A 16947-nucleotide genomic window follows, 5' to 3' on the forward strand; every position below is an offset into this window, starting at 1 on the left:
GATGACAGACACCAGCTCGGGTTTCCACCTGCGGGCGGGCAGCGCCGCCTCGGGCCCGTACGCGCTCGCCGTCAGCCCGGAGAGCGCCGAGTGGGGCTACTCGTCGCTGCGGGTGCTGGAGCTGGCCCCGGGCGCCGGGCACACCTTCGCGACCGGGCCGAGCGAGTGGATCGTGCTGCCGCTCAGCGGCGGCTGCACCGTGCGGGCCGACGGGCACACCCTGGAACTGCGCGGCCGGGAGAGCGTCTTCGCCGCCGTCAGCGACTTCGCCTACGTACCCCGCGACACCCAGGTGGAGATCAGCAGCGCGGCGGGCGGCCGGTTCGCGCTCACCGGGGCGCGCTGCGAGCGGCGGCTGCCGGTGCGCTACGGCGCCGCCGAGGACGTGCCCGTGGAACTGCGCGGCAGCGGCACCTGCGCGCGGCAGGTGAACAACTTCGCCGCAGCGGGCGTGTTCGAGGCCGACCGGCTCATCGCCGTCGAAGTCCTCACCCCGGGCGGCAACTGGTCCTCCTACCCGCCGCACAAGCACGACGAGGAGCGGGCCGGAGCGGAGAGCGCGCTGGAGGAGATCTACTACTACGAGATCGCCCCGCACGGCGCCACCGAGGGCCTGGGCTACCAGCGGGTGACCCCCAGCGGCCACGGCCGGGGCACCGACGTGCTGGCCGAGGTGCGCGGCGGGGACGCGGTGCTCATCCCGGACGGCTGGCACGGGCCCTCCATGGCGGCGCCGGGTCACGACATGTACTACCTGAACGTGATGGCGGGCCCGGGGGTGGATCGCGCGTGGCTTATCTGCGACCATCCAGATCACGCGTGGATTCGTGGCGCCTGGAGCGAATCGCCTATGGATCCAAGGCTTCCACTGTATGAAGCGAAGGATTCCGCAGAATCGCGCGGTGCTGCGCAGAACGAGGAGGGCGAGCGATGACGACCGTCAGGCTGACCGTCGCACAGGCCCTCGTGCGCTTCCTCGCCGCCCAGCACACCGAACGCGACGGGCAGCGGCACCGGCTGATCGACGCCTGCTGGGGCATCTTCGGACACGGCAACGTCGCCGGGCTCGGCCAGGCGCTCGTGGAGAGCGGACAGGGCTGGTCCTCGAAAGAAGCGCCGCTCCCCTTCCACCAGGGCCGCAACGAACAGGCGATGGTGCACGCCGCCGTCGGCTTCGCCCGCCAGCGCAACCGCCTCTCGGCGCAGGCCGTCACCACCTCCATCGGCCCCGGGGCCACCAACCTGACCACCGGCGCCGCGCTGGCCACCGTCAACCGGCTGCCCGTCCTGCTGCTGCCCGGTGACGTCTTCGCCGGCCGCGCCCACGACCCGGTCCTCCAGCAGCTGGAGGTGCCGTACGCGGGTGACGTCTCGGTCAACGACGTGCTGCGCCCCGTCTCCCGCTACTTCGACCGGGTGCTGCGCCCCGAGGCGCTGATCCCGGCCGCGCTCCAGGCCGTGCGGGTGCTCGCCGACCCCGTCGAGACCGGCGCCGTCACCCTCGCGCTGCCGCAGGACGTGCAGACCGAGGCGTACGACTGGCCCGAGGAGTTCTTCGCCGAGCGCGTCTGGCGGGTGCCGCGCCCGGTCCCCGAACCCGAGGCGCTCGCCGCGGCGGCCGAGGCCGTCCGCGGCGCCCGGCGGCCGCTGCTGATCGCGGGCGGCGGCGTCCACCACAGCGAGGCCGAGGACGCGCTGCGGGCCTTCGCCGACGTGACCGGCATCCCGGTGGCCGCCACCCAGGCGGGCAAGGGCTCCCTGCGGCACGACCACCCCTGCGAGGTGGGCGGCGTCGGCCACACCGGCACCGCCGTCGCCGACGAGTTGGCCCGCACCGCCGACCTGGTGATCGGGGTCGGCACCCGGTACACCGACTTCACCACCGCCTCCCACACCCTCTTCCCGGCCACCGCGCGCTTCCTCAACCTCAACATCACCGCCTTCGACGGGCACAAGCTCGGCGCGACCGCCCTCGTCGCCGACGCGCGCGCCGCGCTGGAGGCGCTGACCGGCGCGCTGCGCGGGCACCGGGTCTCGCCCGACTACGAGGCCGAGTACGGGCGCGGCCGGCAGGAGTGGGAGCGCACCGTCACCGAGGCGTTCGCACCGCACCCGCCGGACGCGCCGGCCCGGCCCTCCCAGACCCAGGTGCTCGGCGCCCTGGACGCCGTCGTCGGGGACGAGGACGTGATCGTCAACGCCGCCGGGTCGATGCCCGGGGACCTGCACAAGCTGTGGCGGGCCCGCTCCCCGCGCCAGTACCACGTCGAGTACGGCTTCTCCTGCATGGGCTACGAGATCCCCGCGGCGCTCGGCGTCCGGCTGGCGGCACCGGACCGCCCAGTGTGGGCGCTGGTGGGCGACGGCACGTATCTGATGCTGCCCACCGAGATCGTCACCGCGGTCCAGGAGGGCATCGACATCAACGTCGTCCTGGTGCAGAACCACGGCTACGCCTCCATCGGCGGACTGTCCGAACAGACCGGCGGCGAACGCTTCGGCACCGCCTACCGCTTCCGGGACGAGGACGGCGGCTACACCGGCGAGCCGCTCCCCGTCGACCTGGCCGCCAACGCCGCCTCGCTCGGCATGGAGGTGCACCGGGCCGCCACCTGCGACCAGCTCCGCGAGGCGCTGGCCGCGGCGCGCGCGTCCGAGCGGCCCACCTGCGTTTACGTCGAGACCGACCCGGACCCGGCCGTCCCCGCCCCCGGGCCGCAGGCGTGGTGGGACGTCGCCGTCGCCGAGACCGCGCAGCGCCCGGCCGCGCGCCGGGCCCGCACGGAGTACGAACGGCAACGCGCCCACCGGCGGCGGTATCTGTGACCGCGCGCCGGCACCGGTGGCCGCGCCGCGGCACCCGCGCCCCTGCTCCCTCACCCGCACCACGAAAGGTCCCGTCCCCATGAAGACCCTCGGCCACTGGATCGGCAACAAGCCGGTGGAGTCCGCCTCCGGCACCGTCGGCCCCGTCTACGACCCCGCCACGGGAGCGCAGCCCACCCAGGTCGCGCTCGCCTCCGTCCAGGAGGTGGACGCGGCGGTCGCCGCCGCGGCCGCGGCCTACCCCGAGTGGTCGCAGTCCTCGCTGGCCCGGCGCACCGGCTTCCTGTTCAAGTACCGCGAGCTGCTGGACGCGCGGCGCGACGAGATCGCCGCACTGATCACGGCCGAGCACGGCAAGGTGCACTCCGACGCGCTGGGCGAGGTCGCCCGCGGCATGGAGATCCTGGAGCTGGCCTGCGGCATCCCGGAGAAGCTCAAGGGCGAGCTGTCCACCCAGGTCTCCACCCGGGTGGACGTCTCCTCCATCCGGCAGCCGGTCGGCGTGGTCGCGGGCATCACCCCGTTCAACTTCCCCGCGATGGTGCCGATGTGGATGTTCCCGCTGGCCATCGCCTGCGGGAACACCTTCGTCCTCAAGCCCAGCGAGAAGGACCCCTCGGCCGCCTACCGGCTCGCCGAACTCGCCGCCGAGGCCGGGCTGCCCGAGGGCGTGCTCAACGTCGTCAACGGCGACAAGACGGCCGTCGACCGGCTGCTGTCCCACCCGGACGTGGCCGCCGTCTCCTTCGTCGGCTCCACCCCCATCGCCCGGCACATCCAGGCCGAGGCCACCGCCCACGGCAAGCGGGTGCAGGCCCTCGGCGGCGCCAAGAACCACATGATGGTGCTGCCCGACGCCGACCTCGACCACGCGGCGGACAACGCCATCAACGCCGCCTACGGCTCGGCCGGCGAGCGGTGCATGGCCGTCTCCGTCGTCGTCGCCGTCGGAGGAACCGGTGACGAACTGGTCGCCAAGATCGCCGAGCGGGCCGCGGCGCTGCGCATCGGCCCCGGCGACGACCCGGCCAGCGAGATGGGCCCGCTCATCACCCGCGAGCACCGCGACAAGGTCGCCTCCTATGTGGCCGGCGCCGCCGACCAGGGCGCGAAGGTCGTCGTGGACGGCACCGGCTTCCGGGTCGAGGACCACCCGGAGGGCTTCTTCCTCGGCGTCTCGCTGCTGGACGACGTCCGGCCCGGCATGGCCGCCTACGACGACGAGATCTTCGGCCCGGTGCTGTGCGTGGTGCGCGCCGAGACCTACGACGAGGGCCTCGCGCTGATCAACGCCAGCAAGTGGGGCAACGGCGCCGCCGTCTTCACCCGGGACGGCGGCGCGGCCCGCCGCTTCCAACTGGAGGTGGAGGCCGGAATGGTGGGCGTCAACGTGCCCATCCCGGTGCCGGTCGGATACCACTCCTTCGGCGGCTGGAAGCAGAGCCTCTTCGGCGACCTGCACATCTACGGCAACGACGGCGTGCAGTTCTACACCCGGGGCAAGGTCGTCACCACCCGCTGGCCCGACCCCGCCGACAGCGGCGGCATCAACCTCGGCTTCCCCAGCAACCACTGACGCCTCCCCGGGATCCCCTGCGGCCCGGGAGGCCACCTCCCGCCGCACCGCCGGGAGTTCGCGGAACCGGTCCGGCCGCCGCCCGGCGGCCGGACCCGGCACCGTGCGGCGCGGCAGGTTCCCGCCCCCGTCCGGCTGCGTCACCAGGACGTTCGCCTTCGGTAGGGTCGATCGCATGCTCGGGTACTTGAAGGCCGCACCACTGCCCTGGCTCCGGGCGCTGAAGGACACCGCGCGCTCCGGACTCAGCGTGGAGCGCGCCTCGCTGACACCGCTGACCGCGGTGCGCGGCGCGTGCGGCGTCGGACTGGTCGTCGGACTGGCGCTGCTGATCGGCACCCCGCAACTGGCCGTCTCCAGCGCCTTCGGCGCCTTCGCCTCCGGCATCGCCACCTTCCAGCGGAGCTGGCGGCCCCGCCCCGTACTGGCACTGGCGGCCTCGACCGGCCTGGCCGTCTCCACCTTCCTCGGCTACCTGCTGATCGGCATGCCCTGGGCGTTCGTGCTGCTGCTGGCACTGTGGGCCTTCCTGGCCGGGATGGCCTGGGGCGTGGGCCCTACCTCCGGCGTGGTGGCCGCCTTCAACATCTCCGTGATGCTGATCACCGTCCACCTGCCCACCAGCACCCTGGGCGCGCTCAACCACGCCGCGCTCATCGCCCTGGGCGGCGTGGTGCAGGCCGGACTCATCGTGCTGTTCCCGGTACGGCCCTGGGGCGCACACCGCGACACCCTCGCCGACGCGCTGGCCGCCGTCGCCGACTACGCGCGGCGGCTCCGCCACGACCCGATGGCGCCCTTCGACCCCGAACCGCTGATCCAGGCCCGCAGCGCCGCCGCCGTCACCCCGCGTCAGGCCCGCCGCAGACCGCGCCAGTTGCACGGCTACCGGGCCATGGCCGAACGCTTCCGCCCCGTGCTGGCCTCCCTCGCCGACCCGGTGGTCGGCGGCGCCCCGATGGTGGGGCCCGAACGGGACCGGGTACGCGAGCTGCTGGCCGCCGCCGCGACCGTACTGGACGCCTCCGCGCGCGCCATCCGGCGCGGCGAACGCGTCCGGCTGTCCGACCAGGCCCTGGACGTCCTCCAGGTGCCCAAGAGCGGCCCCGTCCTCAGCGGCCCCGCACGACGCGCTGCCCTGCGCCTCATCGCCCTCACGGACGACGCGGTGGAAGCGGCGCAGGAGCCCGTGGAGGTCACCCGCGGTGGGGTACTGGCCCGCGTCACCTGGCACGTGGCCGACCGCGAGGGCCGCCGCCGCGGCTTCCCCGACCAGCACCCCGAAGCGGACGCCAGCCTGGACGGCCCCTACGGCCCCGACCCGGACGAGGTGGCCGCCGAGGAGGCCGAGGCCCGGGACGCCGAGAACACCCGCCGCAAGGCCGCCGGCGGCAAGCACACCCCCGCCGCCGGGCACGCGCTCGCCCGCCACCGCCATCTGCACATGCCCACCCTCGCCGGGCTGGTGCCGGTCGCCCTGCGCACCCTGCGCCGCGAACTCCACTGGAAGTCGCTGATCCTGCGGCACGCACTGCGCGTCAGCGCCGTCGTCTCCGTCGGCTTCCTGATCGGCCGGGCCCTGCCGCCCGCACACGGCTACTGGGTGCCGCTGACCGCCGTCATGGTGCTGCGGCCGGACTTCTCCCGCACCTACGAACGCGGCATCGGCCGCGCCGTCGGCACCTTCGTCGGCGTCGCCATCGCGGGCACCGTGATGGCCCTGGCCGGACCCGGCCCCTACCTCAGCGCCGGGCTCGCCGTGCTCAGCGTCGGCTTCCTCTACCTGCTGCTGAGCACCGGATACGTCATCGCCTCCGTCTGCACCGGCGCATACGTGATCTTCCTGCTCGGCATCCTGGGCACCGACTGGTACCAGACCGCCTACGAACGCGCCGGACTCACCGCGCTCGGCGGACTGCTCGCCATGCTCAGCTACGCGCTCTTCCCCGCCTGGCACACCCCGCTGCTGCGCGACCGGCTCGCCGACTGGCTGGCCGCCACCGGCCGGTACGCCATCGCCGTGCTCGACGCCTTCGCGCAGCCCGCCGCGCACGCGCCCCGCCAGGTGCGCGAGGCCCTGCTGGACACCCGGGCGGCCCGGCAGAACTGGGAGCAGACCCTCAGCCGCGCCGAGGCCGAACCCGTCCGCCACCGCGGCCGCCTCTCCCGCCGCTCCGCCAGCGACGCCCAGTCCGCGCTGGTCACCATGGGCCGCGCCTGCATGCTGCTGGAGGCCCACCTCCCCGGCCCGGACGCCCGCCCCGACAGCGCCGCCGCCGACTTCTCCGCGGCGGTCGCCACCGACATGTCCGCCGCGGTCACCGCCGTCCGGGAGAGCGAACCCCTGGAGTGGAAGCGCGTCCACCAGGCCCTGGCCCGCTGGTGGGAGGAGGCCGACCACCCGCCGCCGGTGGCCCTGCGCACGGCCGAACTCCTCACCGACGCCCTGGACGACCTCACCCAGGCGGCAGCCCCGAAGAGCCGCGCGGGCTGAGTCAGCTCCTCCCCGAACTGGCTCGTGCTCCGTCTTCTCGCTCAGCTGTCGTTCTCAGTCCCCTGCGAGGGGCCGTACTCTGCGCGTGGTCCGCCAAGCCGGTCGGCGAGCAGCGCCAGCCAACCGCTGGGGGAGTAGGGGGCGGGCGGGTCCATCTCCTGCCCCAGTTCCGCCAGCCCGACTGCGTAGTCGCTTTCCTCCAGGTCGAGCGCAAGGAGTTCAGCTACTTCCCCCGCGGCCCTTGCGATCAGGTGCCGGTCGGTAGTGTCCAAATAGTCTGCCAATGCCGCCTCATGACCGGTGAACTCATCAGACATGTCCTGCGAGAACCAACCGCCGAGGAGCTGTGCGAGTTCAGGAAATCGGGCCCGCCACTCCCAGTGCGTTCGAGGCGGACCCGGCGCCGGCACTTCGCCGCTGTCCACACTGGCCTTGAGGTGATGGGCGAGGACGAGCAGCCAATCCAGCACTGCTTCTTCCCCGACGCCTACGTCGGGGAGCGGGTAGTACTCGCCGAGCTTCAGCTTGAGACGGCCGGGCGGATTATGCGCGTAGTCGCGCAACTGATGCTCGGCCATCCCGATCGCCTATGGCCGGGTGTGCCAGGTATGCCGAAGGTAAGCCTGAAGCGCGGCGCTGGGCTGCTCGGGTGTGTCATCGGCAGGCTGGCCGAGGAACGCGCTGAGCACTTGGTCCAGTTCGCCGTACTTCCGGTCGTGCTGAAGCTGCTTCATGGGGAGAGTCGCCTTGCTGTACGGGTGATCGGGCTACAGGTAGATCGGGAAGGTGGAGAGCACCCGGAAGCCGTTGGGGCGCGCCGGGTCACGCTTGAGGATGACCCGGGCCGCGTGGGCATCTGCGGGCTCACGCCCGGCCAGCATCATCGCCTGTAGCTGCACCCTCCCCACGGATGGCTTCGACGGCCATGCGGCCTCGACCACCAACCGCTGCCGCGTACCTTGCGCCAGCCACCGGTGAATTGCTTGTTCGTTCCGGGTGACGACCTCTTGAGTGCACCACTGGGCGGTTTCCCGGTCGGGGTAGGTTGCGGCTCTTGACATACGGTCACCTTCGAGTTTCAGATATCGTTGAAGCGCCAGAAAACCCCGACCTCGGAGGGGGAAACCACGACCAGCCCCAGGTCCATGGTGAGATCAGTAAAGGGTGTTGAACCGCTGAACGACTCTGGGTCCGGATTGTCGCGGGCACGGGGAGAGCTGGAGTAGTAATCCGCATCGTTGCCGAATCGGTCCAACAATGTTTCAGCGTCCCTGAAAAACGACTGCTGCCTCTTCGGGTAGTCCGGAATATTCTCTGGCGAGAACCATTCGTCAATCATCGCGACGAGCTGTCTCGCGGCAGCTTCGCGGGTAACTGGATGCAAGTCGTGCTCGACATTTTCCAAGCCCTCCGAGGTAAAAGGGGAAGCTGGATTCTCCATCATGCGATCCGGACTTGCGCCCGTTTCCCAGTCTACCGTCGCCCAACCTCGTGGGTCCTGCGCATTTCTCTTCATGATTTCTTTGGCGTCGTGTCGCCAGAAATCACGGGTTCGAGGTCCTGTGCTCAAGTAGGCGTATTGATCGTCGAACATTCTGAAGGCGGCCGACTCCCAGTCGCTCCGAGAAATCATGAGATGCTACTCTCTTTCTTCTTCATCTCTACACGTGGCCGGCATGGAGGTGAGCAGCACAAACGGCGGATCGAGTGACGGGTCGTACTTGGGAATCGCTTGCACGCGGTCAACGGGATTCGCGTATAAATTGCTTATTGGTTGCCCCCGCTTGCTGGGTGTCTCTCCAGTCGTTCCTGTCCACGCTCCTACCGCTGGAATAATTACTGTCCGGCGTGCCACTCTCAAGAGCTCTTGTTCTTTCCGGTTGATTTTTACTGAGTCGAGCTTTAGTCTCGGTCGAATCCATTTCGGTGCAATACCGGGTCCGCTTTCGGGTGGTTACCATTTCATGGTAGGTGGAGGCCGCCGATGGTTTGTGTCTGCCGTGCGACCAGGTCGGTCTGCGCCTGTCGTCGTTCTGGTCACGAAGCTTCTGGCTCAATTTTGCGTCCGTCTTGTCGGCGTACCGGTCCACTAAATGCGTGCCGGCGATCCATTCCTCGCCGACCAGGTCGATTGAATATTTGTGCTTCTTGCTGTCATCCTCAGGCGGTGAGCTGTTTTCATCCTCGGCTTGAGCAGGTCAGGTGCATGGTGAGGATGGGGGACTGCTGCATGGTCTGGTGACATCTGATCTGGCTTGCCCGTGGGGCGGCCTGGAAGGATGTAGCCGTGCCAGTTCCCTACCCTCAGGAGTTCCGTGACGACCCCTGAGTCAGCCACAAGATGCCCGCACCGCACGTTGTTCTGCGGTCAGGAAGCACGAGCTCCGGCACAGACCACAACAACACTCTCAGCCAGCGCTGTCATAAGCACCAACTCTTGGTGCTTGCGGAACCGTTCCACTGAGACACCGAAAATCTCAGCCGCCAGCCGACGGCGATCCGAAGCCGACCAGTCAGCAGTCTCTTGGCTCAAACCGAACAGCGTCACCGTCGCGTCACGAGAAGTGTCATCAAGGTGATCTATCGCCCGCCGCAGCAGTCGCGTGATAGCCGCTCTCGGAGGGAGGGCATTCTCCGTCCCCGGGGAGGCGAGCATCCGACTGGCAAGCTTCAGGGTGTCCAGTAGGTGCTCTGAGCTACGCAAGAGCCCAACTCGACGCAGCGTCCGAAGCTCTTGTACCAGGGACTGAAGGTCGACCCTTCCGAGGTCAGAGATCCCGGCAACATCCGGTTCCCGGGGACCCACTGAAGCAGCGGTCTTCTCACTGCGGGCTGCATCTCCCCATAGCCGCAGGAACTTCTGACGATCACCCCCAAGGTGACGCACGACAGGGGCGACGTTCTCCCAGGTTGAGATCCGAGGCCCGTTGATCATGTTCTGAACCGTGCCCTGGCTGATCTTGACGTTCCGCTCGCCGAGTTCCATGGCGATCCGCCTGCCCGTGGGGGCACCCCTATTCCACCAAAGCTCATTCAGGCTTTCGAAGAATCGACGAGCGGGCCCCTCGGGCAGCTCCATCCAGGCGCCCCGTGGCATCGCATCTCCCTTGTCCAAGAGTGTTCAACGGTGTTCAACCTGCATCAACCAGCATGCGCGATGCCTTAGGCCTCCACCAGCAGAATCCCCAAAATACAAGAGAAGTTGTGTTCAATGCTGTTCAACCAGCGTGACAACAACTGGTCGGGCCGCCATGGTTGAGGAGCTATCAGCGAAGACGGGGCGCCCAAGGGCCCTCTAGCCCGAGTCACCGCATGGGCGCCGCCACCCAAATTAACCAGCCGAGGTCAGAAGCCTGGCCTGCTGATCAGAGAGGTCGTCGCCAGTATGCCAAGTCGCCCCAGCACTGAGGGACTAGACCTCCGCACCGCAGTGGTCTTGCTCGCCTCCGTTTTCGTCGGAGTAGCAGCTGGCCTCCTCACCTTCGCAGCCAACCACGAGTGGGCCCTCGCCGTACTGGCAGGGGGAGGCTCAGTTGCTGGAGCCTCGTTCTTCTTCGACTGGATCATCAGACAACAGCAATGAGACCCGTGGACGTGTGGGGGCTCGTCCAGAGTCCCCACCACTGGCACGCCAAGGAAGAGCTCTGAGTTCTCTCAGCCAGTGAGCTGTTTTCATCCTCGGTTTGAGCAGGTCAGGTGCATGGTGAGGATGGCTTGGACGAGGGCGGTGATGCGGGTGGTGGAGCATCGGAGTTTGCGCAGGAGTCGCCAGGTCTTGAGGGTGGCCATGGCCTGTTCGACGAGTGCGCGGATCTTCGCGTGCGAGCGGTTGACGGCCTGCTGGCCTGCGGACAGCGTCTCCCAGCGGCCCCAGTAGGGCAGGCGTATGGTGCCGCCTGCGCCGCGGTAGCCCTTGTCGGCCCAGCACTCCACACCCGCTTCGGTCAGAGCGTCGATGATGCCGTGGGTGCGTGCGGCCTTGATGTCGTGGACTGCCCCGGGCAGGGCGGGGGAAGCCCACAGCAGCCGGCCGCGTGGGTCGGTTATGACCTGCACGTTCATGCCGTGTTTCTTGTGTTTCCCTGAGTAGAAGGGGCGGTCGGCGGCTATGCGGTCGATCGGCAGCAGCGTGCCGTCGAGCAGCACGAACGCCTTGGTGGAGGCGGTCTTCACCACTTCGGCGAGGGTCGGCGTGAGGGCGGCCAGGACGTCGATAGCCTCCTTGATGTACCGGTAGGCGGTGGTGGTTCCGACACCGAAGCCGGCCGCGAGCTGGGCGTAGGTGTGACCGCACCGCAAGTGCGCGAGCACCAGCGGGGCCTGCCGTCCAGAGGACAGCCGCCTCCATCGTGTCCCCATCTCGCGGCGCCGGACGCGAAGGCGGGCGGAGAGGTAGCGCAGGGTCGAGGTGGACACATCGACGCCGGACGGGTAGACAAGCACGCGGAAGCTCCTGGTGGGACAGGCGATCTTGGTCGTGAACCCGTCTACCAGGAGCTTCTTCACGTCCGGACACCGCTCCTCCAACCGAACTACGCACCCGCCGCATCAGGTTGGAACACCTCGGTGAGTGTTTTCCAACCCGCCTCGCGGGTGGGGTAGTTGGCGTGCGGACGTAGAGAAGCTCCTGGCAGGCGGGCGAGTGTCGAGTCCAAGCCGTCCTGCCAGGAGCTTCTTCGTGCTTGTCTAGCCAGCCGGCGTCGATCTGTCCACCTCGGCTGTGCGCTTCCTTGCCCGTGAACTGGCCGCACATAGACGCGAAAAGGACACACGGTGGCACCGGCGGCAACGCACGGGTGCCCTACTGGGAGCGCTGAAAGACGCTCTCTGCAGCTCAGCAAGCGCACAATCGCTCGCACGCGAAGATCCGCGCACTTGTCGAACAGGGCATGGCCACCTTCAAGACCTGGCCACTCCTCCGCAAGCTGCGATACTCCACCGCCCGCCTCACCGCTCTCGTCCAGGTCGCCCTCTTCCTCCATCAGGCCAGCTCAGACGCAAGGTGCAAAGGCCTCACTGGCCGAGAGCCCTACCCGGGGCGCGGCGTGGGCTCCTGCTACGGCCTGGTGCGTCTGCTCAACCTCTCGCCGGGCCGCGTTGTCCCAGCTACCGGGCGCAACTGGTCGCCGTAGCGGTAGATCATGATGGGCGGCCCGCCGGTGTCGTCCTCCTCCACCAGCACCCGGTAGATGAACGGCGCCGGGCCGGTCACCTGCACCACCGTCCCCGGCTTGCCCGTCTTCGCGTCCCGCACCCTGTCGCCCTCGGCCCACACGGTCACACGCTCCGCAGCCCGGGCCCGCCGCCCATGTCGCCCCCGCCCTCGCCGTCGCCGCTGCCGTGTTTGCGGCGCAGATGCGCTGCGAACAGCGCCTCCAGGTCGGCACGCGGCTGCGGGTCCCACGCCGCCCGCCTGATCATCGTGCGGAACCATGCACAGTCCTGGCAGTCAGGCACCTGCGGCCCGTCGTTCATGAATCGTCCTCGCGCTGGAATTTCCGGCTCACGGCAACAAGAGTGCGTGACGCGACGTAGTCTCAACAGCACTGACAGCTTTACTCGTTCCGTAATAGCCAGCCGGGGTGAGCCCATGGCCAAAACTCCACTCGACCCGTCATCGAGCATGGCGGCCCTCTACGGTGTCCACCTCAAACGGCTCAGAGAACAGCGCGGCTGGACCCAACGCGACCTCGCTGCCCGGGTGTTCGTCAGCTCCGGCCGGGTCGCCCAACTGGAATGCGCCTCCGGAGCCCGCCCCACCGCGGAGCTGACCCGCGCCCTCGACGACGCCCTCGAGGCGGGCGGCCTGCTGGTCGACCTGTGGCCGCACGTGTACCGGGAGAGCTTTCCGGACTGGGCACGCAGGTTCATGGAGCTCGCCGCCAAGGCGGTACTCATCCGGGAGTACGCCTCGCAAGCCGTGCCGGGACTTCTCCAGACCGAGGCGTACGCGCGGGAGGTTTTGCGGGTCGGAAAGGGCGTGACAAGTACCCAGGTGCTCGAGGAACGCGTCTCGTTGCGAATGGCGCGACAGGAACGACTTCAGGGGCCTGACGCCCCCACACACTGTGCAGTGCTTGATGAGGCGGTTCTTGCTCGTCGAGTAGGCGGTGATCTGACGATGCACAAGCAACTGGACCGCGTCCGGCGAGCATGCGAAGGACAGGCGATTCAAGTGCTCCCGTTTGTCTCAGGTGCGCATCCGATGCAAGGGGGATCACTCACCCTGTTGACCATGCCCGATGGGTCAGAAGTGGCTTACGCGGAGGGCGCCAATCACGGACAATTGTTTGAAGAGCCCGAAGACGTGGACAGGTTCAATCATGTCTACGATCAATTGCGTGCGGCGTCGCTACCTGAGCCGATGTCTGCGCAGATGATCGCCGAAGCAGCGGAAGGCTACGAACATGGTCGATCTGAGCGACGCGCGCTGGCGCGCAAGCAGCTACAGCAATCCGGACGGTGGCAACTGCGTCGAGGTGTCGGACGGCTTCCCGGGCGTCGTTCCGGTGCGTGACAGCAAAGATACGGCTCGGAAACCCTTGGTGTTCTCGGCGCACAGCTGGACGGCGTTCGTCATGGACCTCAGCAGCAGCGGATCTTCGCCTCGGCCCGGTGGAAGTCGCCTGCCGCGAAGGCACCGGCCGGGATCGTGAAGTAGAGGGTTCCGGCGTCGCCCCAGCCCCAGCCGAGATCCATGTCCTCCGCGAGCTGGAGCAGGTGGATCTCGGGGCCGTCGGCGTCGCGTTCGGTGACGTCTGACGCGTACGAGGTGTCGGGCCAGCCGAAGGCACGGTGCCGCCCGGCGGTGTTCCCGTCGAGGTCGGCCATCTCGGTCAGGATGAGCGAGGTGAGCCCCCAGTGCTGCGCGGGATCGTAGGCGATGTCGTCATCGGCGAGATCCCAGCAGTCCGGGAGCATGGTGACCTCTGCGGCGTGCAGGGGGGTGTCCGGATAGCTGTTGGCCGGTTCGGGTGCCCCCGCCTCGGAGGCGAGCGCCGGGTCGGCGGTCAGGACCCGGCATGCCTCGGGGCCGAACAGGTCCAGGTGGCGGTACTCCTCGTACGGCACATCCGGATCGAAGCAGAAGAAGTTGAGCAGGCCCGGCCGGGTGGGCAGTTCGTCGCCGAGCCAGGGAGCGAGTGCCTCGGTGTCGAGTACGGCATGGAGGGACAGCGGGAAGCCGCCGTAGCGGGGCCAGGGGGTCCCCGGTTCGAGCAGGGCCGGACCGCCGAGCCGGCAGCGTCCGGTGGCAGGCGCCGCGTCCGTCGGACGGTCGAGCCGGAAGCCGCGGCGGGCCATGGCCGTGAACTGGCGGCCGGACTCGTCGCCGAGCCGTTCGGCGCAGATGCGCCGCATCGCGGCGGTGTCGTCGAACTCCATGCGCGGGATCTTCTCAACCCGCAGCCCGCGAGAACCGGTCGGGGCGGGTGGGCGGAGCTGAGTCGCACGATAGGCTCTGCGCCGCCTCTGCCGCCGATCCCCGGAACTGCCCTGTGTCGCCTTCGGTCTGTCGCTGCTCTTCTCCGCCGTCTTCATGCCGGTTGGTGCGATGGTCGGGGCGCTCGCGTACGGGCGGGTGCGCCGGATCCGAAGCCTGCTGGCGGACGGGGCGCAGGCGCGAGGTGTGGTGACCCGCCTGGAAGCCCGGGAGATGAGCGGCCCCTCCGAGTCGGGAGGCGTCACCTTCCGGAGCTACGGCACCACCGTGTACCACCCGGTCGTCTCCTGGACCACGGAGGCGGGGCGACCGATGGAGACCAGGAACATGATCGGCCGCCCGCTGCACCGCACCCCTCCGGTCGGCACCGAGGTGACGGTCTTCTACGACCAGGCCAAACCGTCCCGTTGGACGATGGCATCCGAAGGCACGGCCATCCCCCGGGTCTGCGTCGCTGTGGGCGCGGTCTTCCTGGCGGTCGGAACAGGCTTCCTGCTGGGCGGGGTGCTGCGGGTGTTCTGAACGTTTCCCGCAGCGGAGCGGTACCGGTCGGTGCCATACGGCTCGTCACGTGGTCTAGCCGAGTCCTGCTGGCTGGTGCGTCAGCGGCTGAGATACCGGGTGACCGCCTCCGCCAGTTCACGGTGCCACTGCTGCACGCGGGAGACGCGGCGGGCACTGATCTCGCTCTCGAAGGCCGAGCCGTCGTGCAGCGTGACGGTGACGTGCAGTCGGGACCTGCGGACGATGCCATGGGTGACGTCGGCGATCTCCGGCCAGGAAAGCTCGATCCTCGCGCCGTCCTGGTCGAGGTCCTCGTCGGTCTCGATCTGGTCCCACGGCAGCCCGCGCCCGTCCAGTGTCAGCATGATCCCGTCGGCATCGACGATGATGCTGGAATCCGCGTCCGCCGCGATGAACGACTCGTCGTCCGGGACGGGCGTCTGTTCGGAGCCGCGGCTCGTCGATGCCTCGGCGAGGGTAGGCACGTACGGGGGGACGGACGGGCGTGGTGGGGCAAGGCGACAGTCCGGCCTCGGTTCCGGCGGGCGCTCGGGGCAGGGGCGCGGCCGGTCCCCGTCACTCCCAGGTCGCCGTGTCGGGGTCGATGCCGTGGGCGCGGGTGTCGGCGTCGACGATGCTGCGGAACCAGGTGGCGAGGCCGGGGCGGAGGGCGTCGTAGTGGGCGGCGAAGCCCGGATCGGCCTCGTATCTGCGGGCGAGGCAGACCTGCATCTGCCGGGTCAGGGGGAAGTACGCGGCGAAGACCTCGCGGTGCCGTTCGACGAGGTGGCTCGCCTTCGGGCTGCCAGGGGCGACCCCGGCGTCCATCGCCTCGGCGAGGGCGCGGTCGAGGTCGGCGACCGCTTCGGCGACGGACTGCCATTCCTCCGGAGTCCGCGAGGCCGAGCGCTCGGCGAACTGCCGCCACTGCGCGGTGTCTCCGTACTGTTCGCGGGCCTGCGCGGTCCAGTCCGGATTCCACTCCGGGCCGAAGAGCGCGGCCTGCTGCTCGGCGGTCAGCAGCAGGCCGTTCTCGTGGGCGTCGATCATCCGGTCCAGTCCGGCGCTCAGCCGCTGGAGGCGGGCGATGCGTTCCGCCACCTGGGCGCGCTGCGCGCGCAGCGCGCCGGGCACGTCCGCGGCCGAGTCGTCCAGGACGGCCTGGATCCGGTCCGGGCCGAGACCGATCTCGCGGTAGACGACGACGCGGTGCAGACGTTCCAGATCGGCCGCGGTGTAGAGCCGGTATCCGGCAGGCGTGCGCAGCGACGGACGTGCCAGGCCGATCTCGTCCCAGTGGTGCAGCGCGCGTATCGTCACCTCCAGCCGGGCCGAGACCTGCCCGACGGTCAGGCCCTCGGCGTGGGTTTCCTCAGGCATGCTCCCCATTGTCGCCGCCACCGGCGTCCGGTGCGGTGATCCCGACGGCCGCGAGGTTGCGCGCCTCCTCGGTGTCCGGGTCGAAGGGCTTCGCCGCGGTGAGGACGATCCGGGCGTTCTCCGGCGTCGTCACCGTCACGTCGCGGGTGTTCCACGGGGTGTCCCGCGGGCCGTCGACGGAGTCCGGGCGTACCGCACGGCAGGTCTCGACGAGGGAGTCGAGCTGGCTGAGCACGCACGCGAAACTCACGCTCATCGCCGGTGTCTGCTCCGGAACGCTCGTCGCCGGGACGAGGAGCACGTCCTGGAAGGCCCAGCGGCGCAGATGCACCACCGCGCCAGGGATGCTGAACAGTTCGAAGAACCCGAGTCCCCGTGTCCAGAAGTCCACCGAGGCGGCCAGGTCGTCCGTGGGGATCGTCACGAAGGCGGGCATGCCGTAGATGCCGCGGAAAGGCTCCGGCGGAACCGCGTCCGGGCCGGGCGGGGGGACAGGGCTCATCTCGAACGCGTTGTAGTAGTCGCTCATGGGCCCCACCTTTCAGCCTCACGCAACGTGAGGGTCAAGCCGTGTCCCTGTGGGGCCGCATCCGGTGGGCACACACGCGGCTGTGGCGGGGGGGCCCCCCCCCCGGGGGGCCCCCCCCCCCCCGGGGGGGGGGGGTTTGGGGGGGGGGGGGGGGGGGTTTTAGCCCCCCGGGGGGGGCACGCAGTAAAACCCCGTTT

Annotated in this window: 16 protein-coding genes and 2 pseudogenes; 8 read left to right on the top strand and 10 right to left on the bottom strand. The window is 69.4% G+C overall.

The genetic code is table 11. The features are described from left to right. Position 1: 1 nt before the first annotated feature. The 4 genes from iolB to ACFYNS_RS18400 all read left to right on the top strand — a co-directional run bounded on the left by iolB (position 2) and on the right by ACFYNS_RS18400 (position 6896). The gene (gene iolB, locus ACFYNS_RS18385; protein WP_360297762.1) at positions 2-934 is read left to right on the top strand and encodes a 5-deoxy-glucuronate isomerase; all 933 of its coding nucleotides are present in this window, start codon (positions 2-4) and stop codon (positions 932-934) included. Further along, positions 931-2826 carry a 3D-(3,5/4)-trihydroxycyclohexane-1,2-dione acylhydrolase (decyclizing) gene (gene iolD / locus ACFYNS_RS18390; protein WP_388603837.1) on the top strand — a complete coding sequence of 632 codons (1896 nt, stop codon included), beginning with the start codon at positions 931-933 and terminating at the stop codon, positions 2824-2826. The genes iolB and iolD overlap by 4 nt, the downstream gene beginning before the upstream one ends. A 79-nt stretch (positions 2827-2905) precedes the next feature. Continuing rightward, on the top strand, positions 2906-4402 hold the full coding sequence (locus tag ACFYNS_RS18395) for a CoA-acylating methylmalonate-semialdehyde dehydrogenase (protein WP_360297768.1): 1497 nt from the start codon (positions 2906-2908) through the stop codon (positions 4400-4402). Positions 4403-4577: 175 nt separating this feature from the next. Further along, positions 4578-6896, top strand: a complete 2319-nt coding sequence (locus ACFYNS_RS18400; RefSeq protein ID WP_388603839.1) for an FUSC family protein — start codon at positions 4578-4580, stop codon at positions 6894-6896. Positions 6897-6937: 41 nt separating this feature from the next. Here ACFYNS_RS18400 and ACFYNS_RS18405 read toward each other — a convergent pair. From ACFYNS_RS18405 to ACFYNS_RS18420, 4 genes and pseudogenes are all read right to left on the bottom strand, one after another. Continuing rightward, positions 6938-7630: pseudogene (locus ACFYNS_RS18405) on the bottom strand (contact-dependent growth inhibition system immunity protein). Between the two features lie 33 nt (positions 7631-7663). Continuing rightward, positions 7664-7978, bottom strand: a complete 315-nt coding sequence (locus tag ACFYNS_RS18410; RefSeq protein WP_388603916.1) for an RNase A-like domain-containing protein — start codon at positions 7976-7978, stop codon at positions 7664-7666. Further along, positions 7975-8529, bottom strand: coding sequence for a hypothetical protein (locus tag ACFYNS_RS18415; RefSeq protein WP_388603841.1), 555 nt, complete (start codon positions 8527-8529; stop codon positions 7975-7977). The genes ACFYNS_RS18410 and ACFYNS_RS18415 overlap by 4 nt, the downstream gene beginning before the upstream one ends. A gap of 2039 nt (positions 8530-10568) precedes the next feature. Then, positions 10569-11339, bottom strand: a complete 771-nt coding sequence (locus ACFYNS_RS18420) for an IS5 family transposase (protein WP_388603918.1) — start codon at positions 11337-11339, stop codon at positions 10569-10571. Between the two features lie 332 nt (positions 11340-11671). Here ACFYNS_RS18420 and ACFYNS_RS18425 point away from each other — a divergent pair. After that, positions 11672-11893 (top strand): annotated as a pseudogene (locus ACFYNS_RS18425) (transposase family protein); the annotation flags it as partial. A 59-nt stretch (positions 11894-11952) separates the two neighbouring features. Here the strand turns inward: ACFYNS_RS18425 and ACFYNS_RS18430 are convergent. After that, on the bottom strand, positions 11953-12177 hold the full coding sequence (locus ACFYNS_RS18430; RefSeq protein ID WP_388603844.1) for a hypothetical protein: 225 nt from the start codon (positions 12175-12177) through the stop codon (positions 11953-11955). After that, positions 12174-12371, bottom strand: a complete 198-nt coding sequence (locus tag ACFYNS_RS18435) for a hypothetical protein (protein WP_360297774.1) — start codon at positions 12369-12371, stop codon at positions 12174-12176. Before ACFYNS_RS18435 ends, ACFYNS_RS18430 begins: the two co-directional genes overlap by 4 nt. Before the next feature lie 115 nt (positions 12372-12486). Between ACFYNS_RS18435 and ACFYNS_RS18440 the strand changes: the two genes are divergently transcribed. Together ACFYNS_RS18440 and ACFYNS_RS18445 are read left to right on the top strand one after the other, a co-directional pair. Further along, a complete protein-coding gene (locus ACFYNS_RS18440; RefSeq protein WP_388603846.1) occupies positions 12487-13413 on the top strand; it encodes a helix-turn-helix domain-containing protein in 927 nt (308 codons plus the stop codon). Then, positions 13304-13552 carry a DUF397 domain-containing protein gene (locus tag ACFYNS_RS18445; RefSeq protein ID WP_388603848.1) on the top strand — a complete coding sequence of 83 codons (249 nt, stop codon included), beginning with the start codon at positions 13304-13306 and terminating at the stop codon, positions 13550-13552. The genes ACFYNS_RS18440 and ACFYNS_RS18445 overlap by 110 nt, the downstream gene beginning before the upstream one ends. Here the strand turns inward: ACFYNS_RS18445 and ACFYNS_RS18450 are convergent. Beyond that, positions 13482-14279 (bottom strand): DUF1963 domain-containing protein, encoded by a 798-nt coding sequence (locus ACFYNS_RS18450; protein WP_388603850.1) that lies wholly within the window; start codon positions 14277-14279, stop codon positions 13482-13484. The two genes, ACFYNS_RS18445 and ACFYNS_RS18450, sit on opposite strands and share 71 nt — an antisense overlap. 133 nt (positions 14280-14412) lie before the next feature. Between ACFYNS_RS18450 and ACFYNS_RS18455 the strand changes: the two genes are divergently transcribed. Next, a complete protein-coding gene (locus ACFYNS_RS18455; protein ID WP_388603920.1) occupies positions 14413-14859 on the top strand; it encodes a DUF3592 domain-containing protein in 447 nt (148 codons plus the stop codon). 80 nt (positions 14860-14939) lie between these two features. Here ACFYNS_RS18455 and ACFYNS_RS18460 read toward each other — a convergent pair whose 3' ends face one another. The 3 genes from ACFYNS_RS18460 to ACFYNS_RS18470 form a co-directional block, all read right to left on the bottom strand. Then, positions 14940-15326 carry a hypothetical protein gene (locus tag ACFYNS_RS18460; RefSeq protein WP_360297788.1) on the bottom strand — a complete coding sequence of 129 codons (387 nt, stop codon included), beginning with the start codon at positions 15324-15326 and terminating at the stop codon, positions 14940-14942. Positions 15327-15417: 91 nt separating this feature from the next. Next, entirely contained in the window at positions 15418-16221 is an 804-nt protein-coding gene (locus ACFYNS_RS18465) for a MerR family transcriptional regulator (protein ID WP_388603852.1), read from the bottom strand. Next, positions 16214-16750 (bottom strand): VOC family protein, encoded by a 537-nt coding sequence (locus tag ACFYNS_RS18470; protein ID WP_360297794.1) that lies wholly within the window; start codon positions 16748-16750, stop codon positions 16214-16216. Before ACFYNS_RS18470 ends, ACFYNS_RS18465 begins: the two co-directional genes overlap by 8 nt. Between the last annotated feature and the right edge of the window lie 197 nt (positions 16751-16947).

Source organism: Streptomyces sp. NPDC006925 (genome assembly GCF_042869575.1).
Lineage (GTDB): Bacteria > Actinomycetota > Actinomycetes > Streptomycetales > Streptomycetaceae > Streptomyces.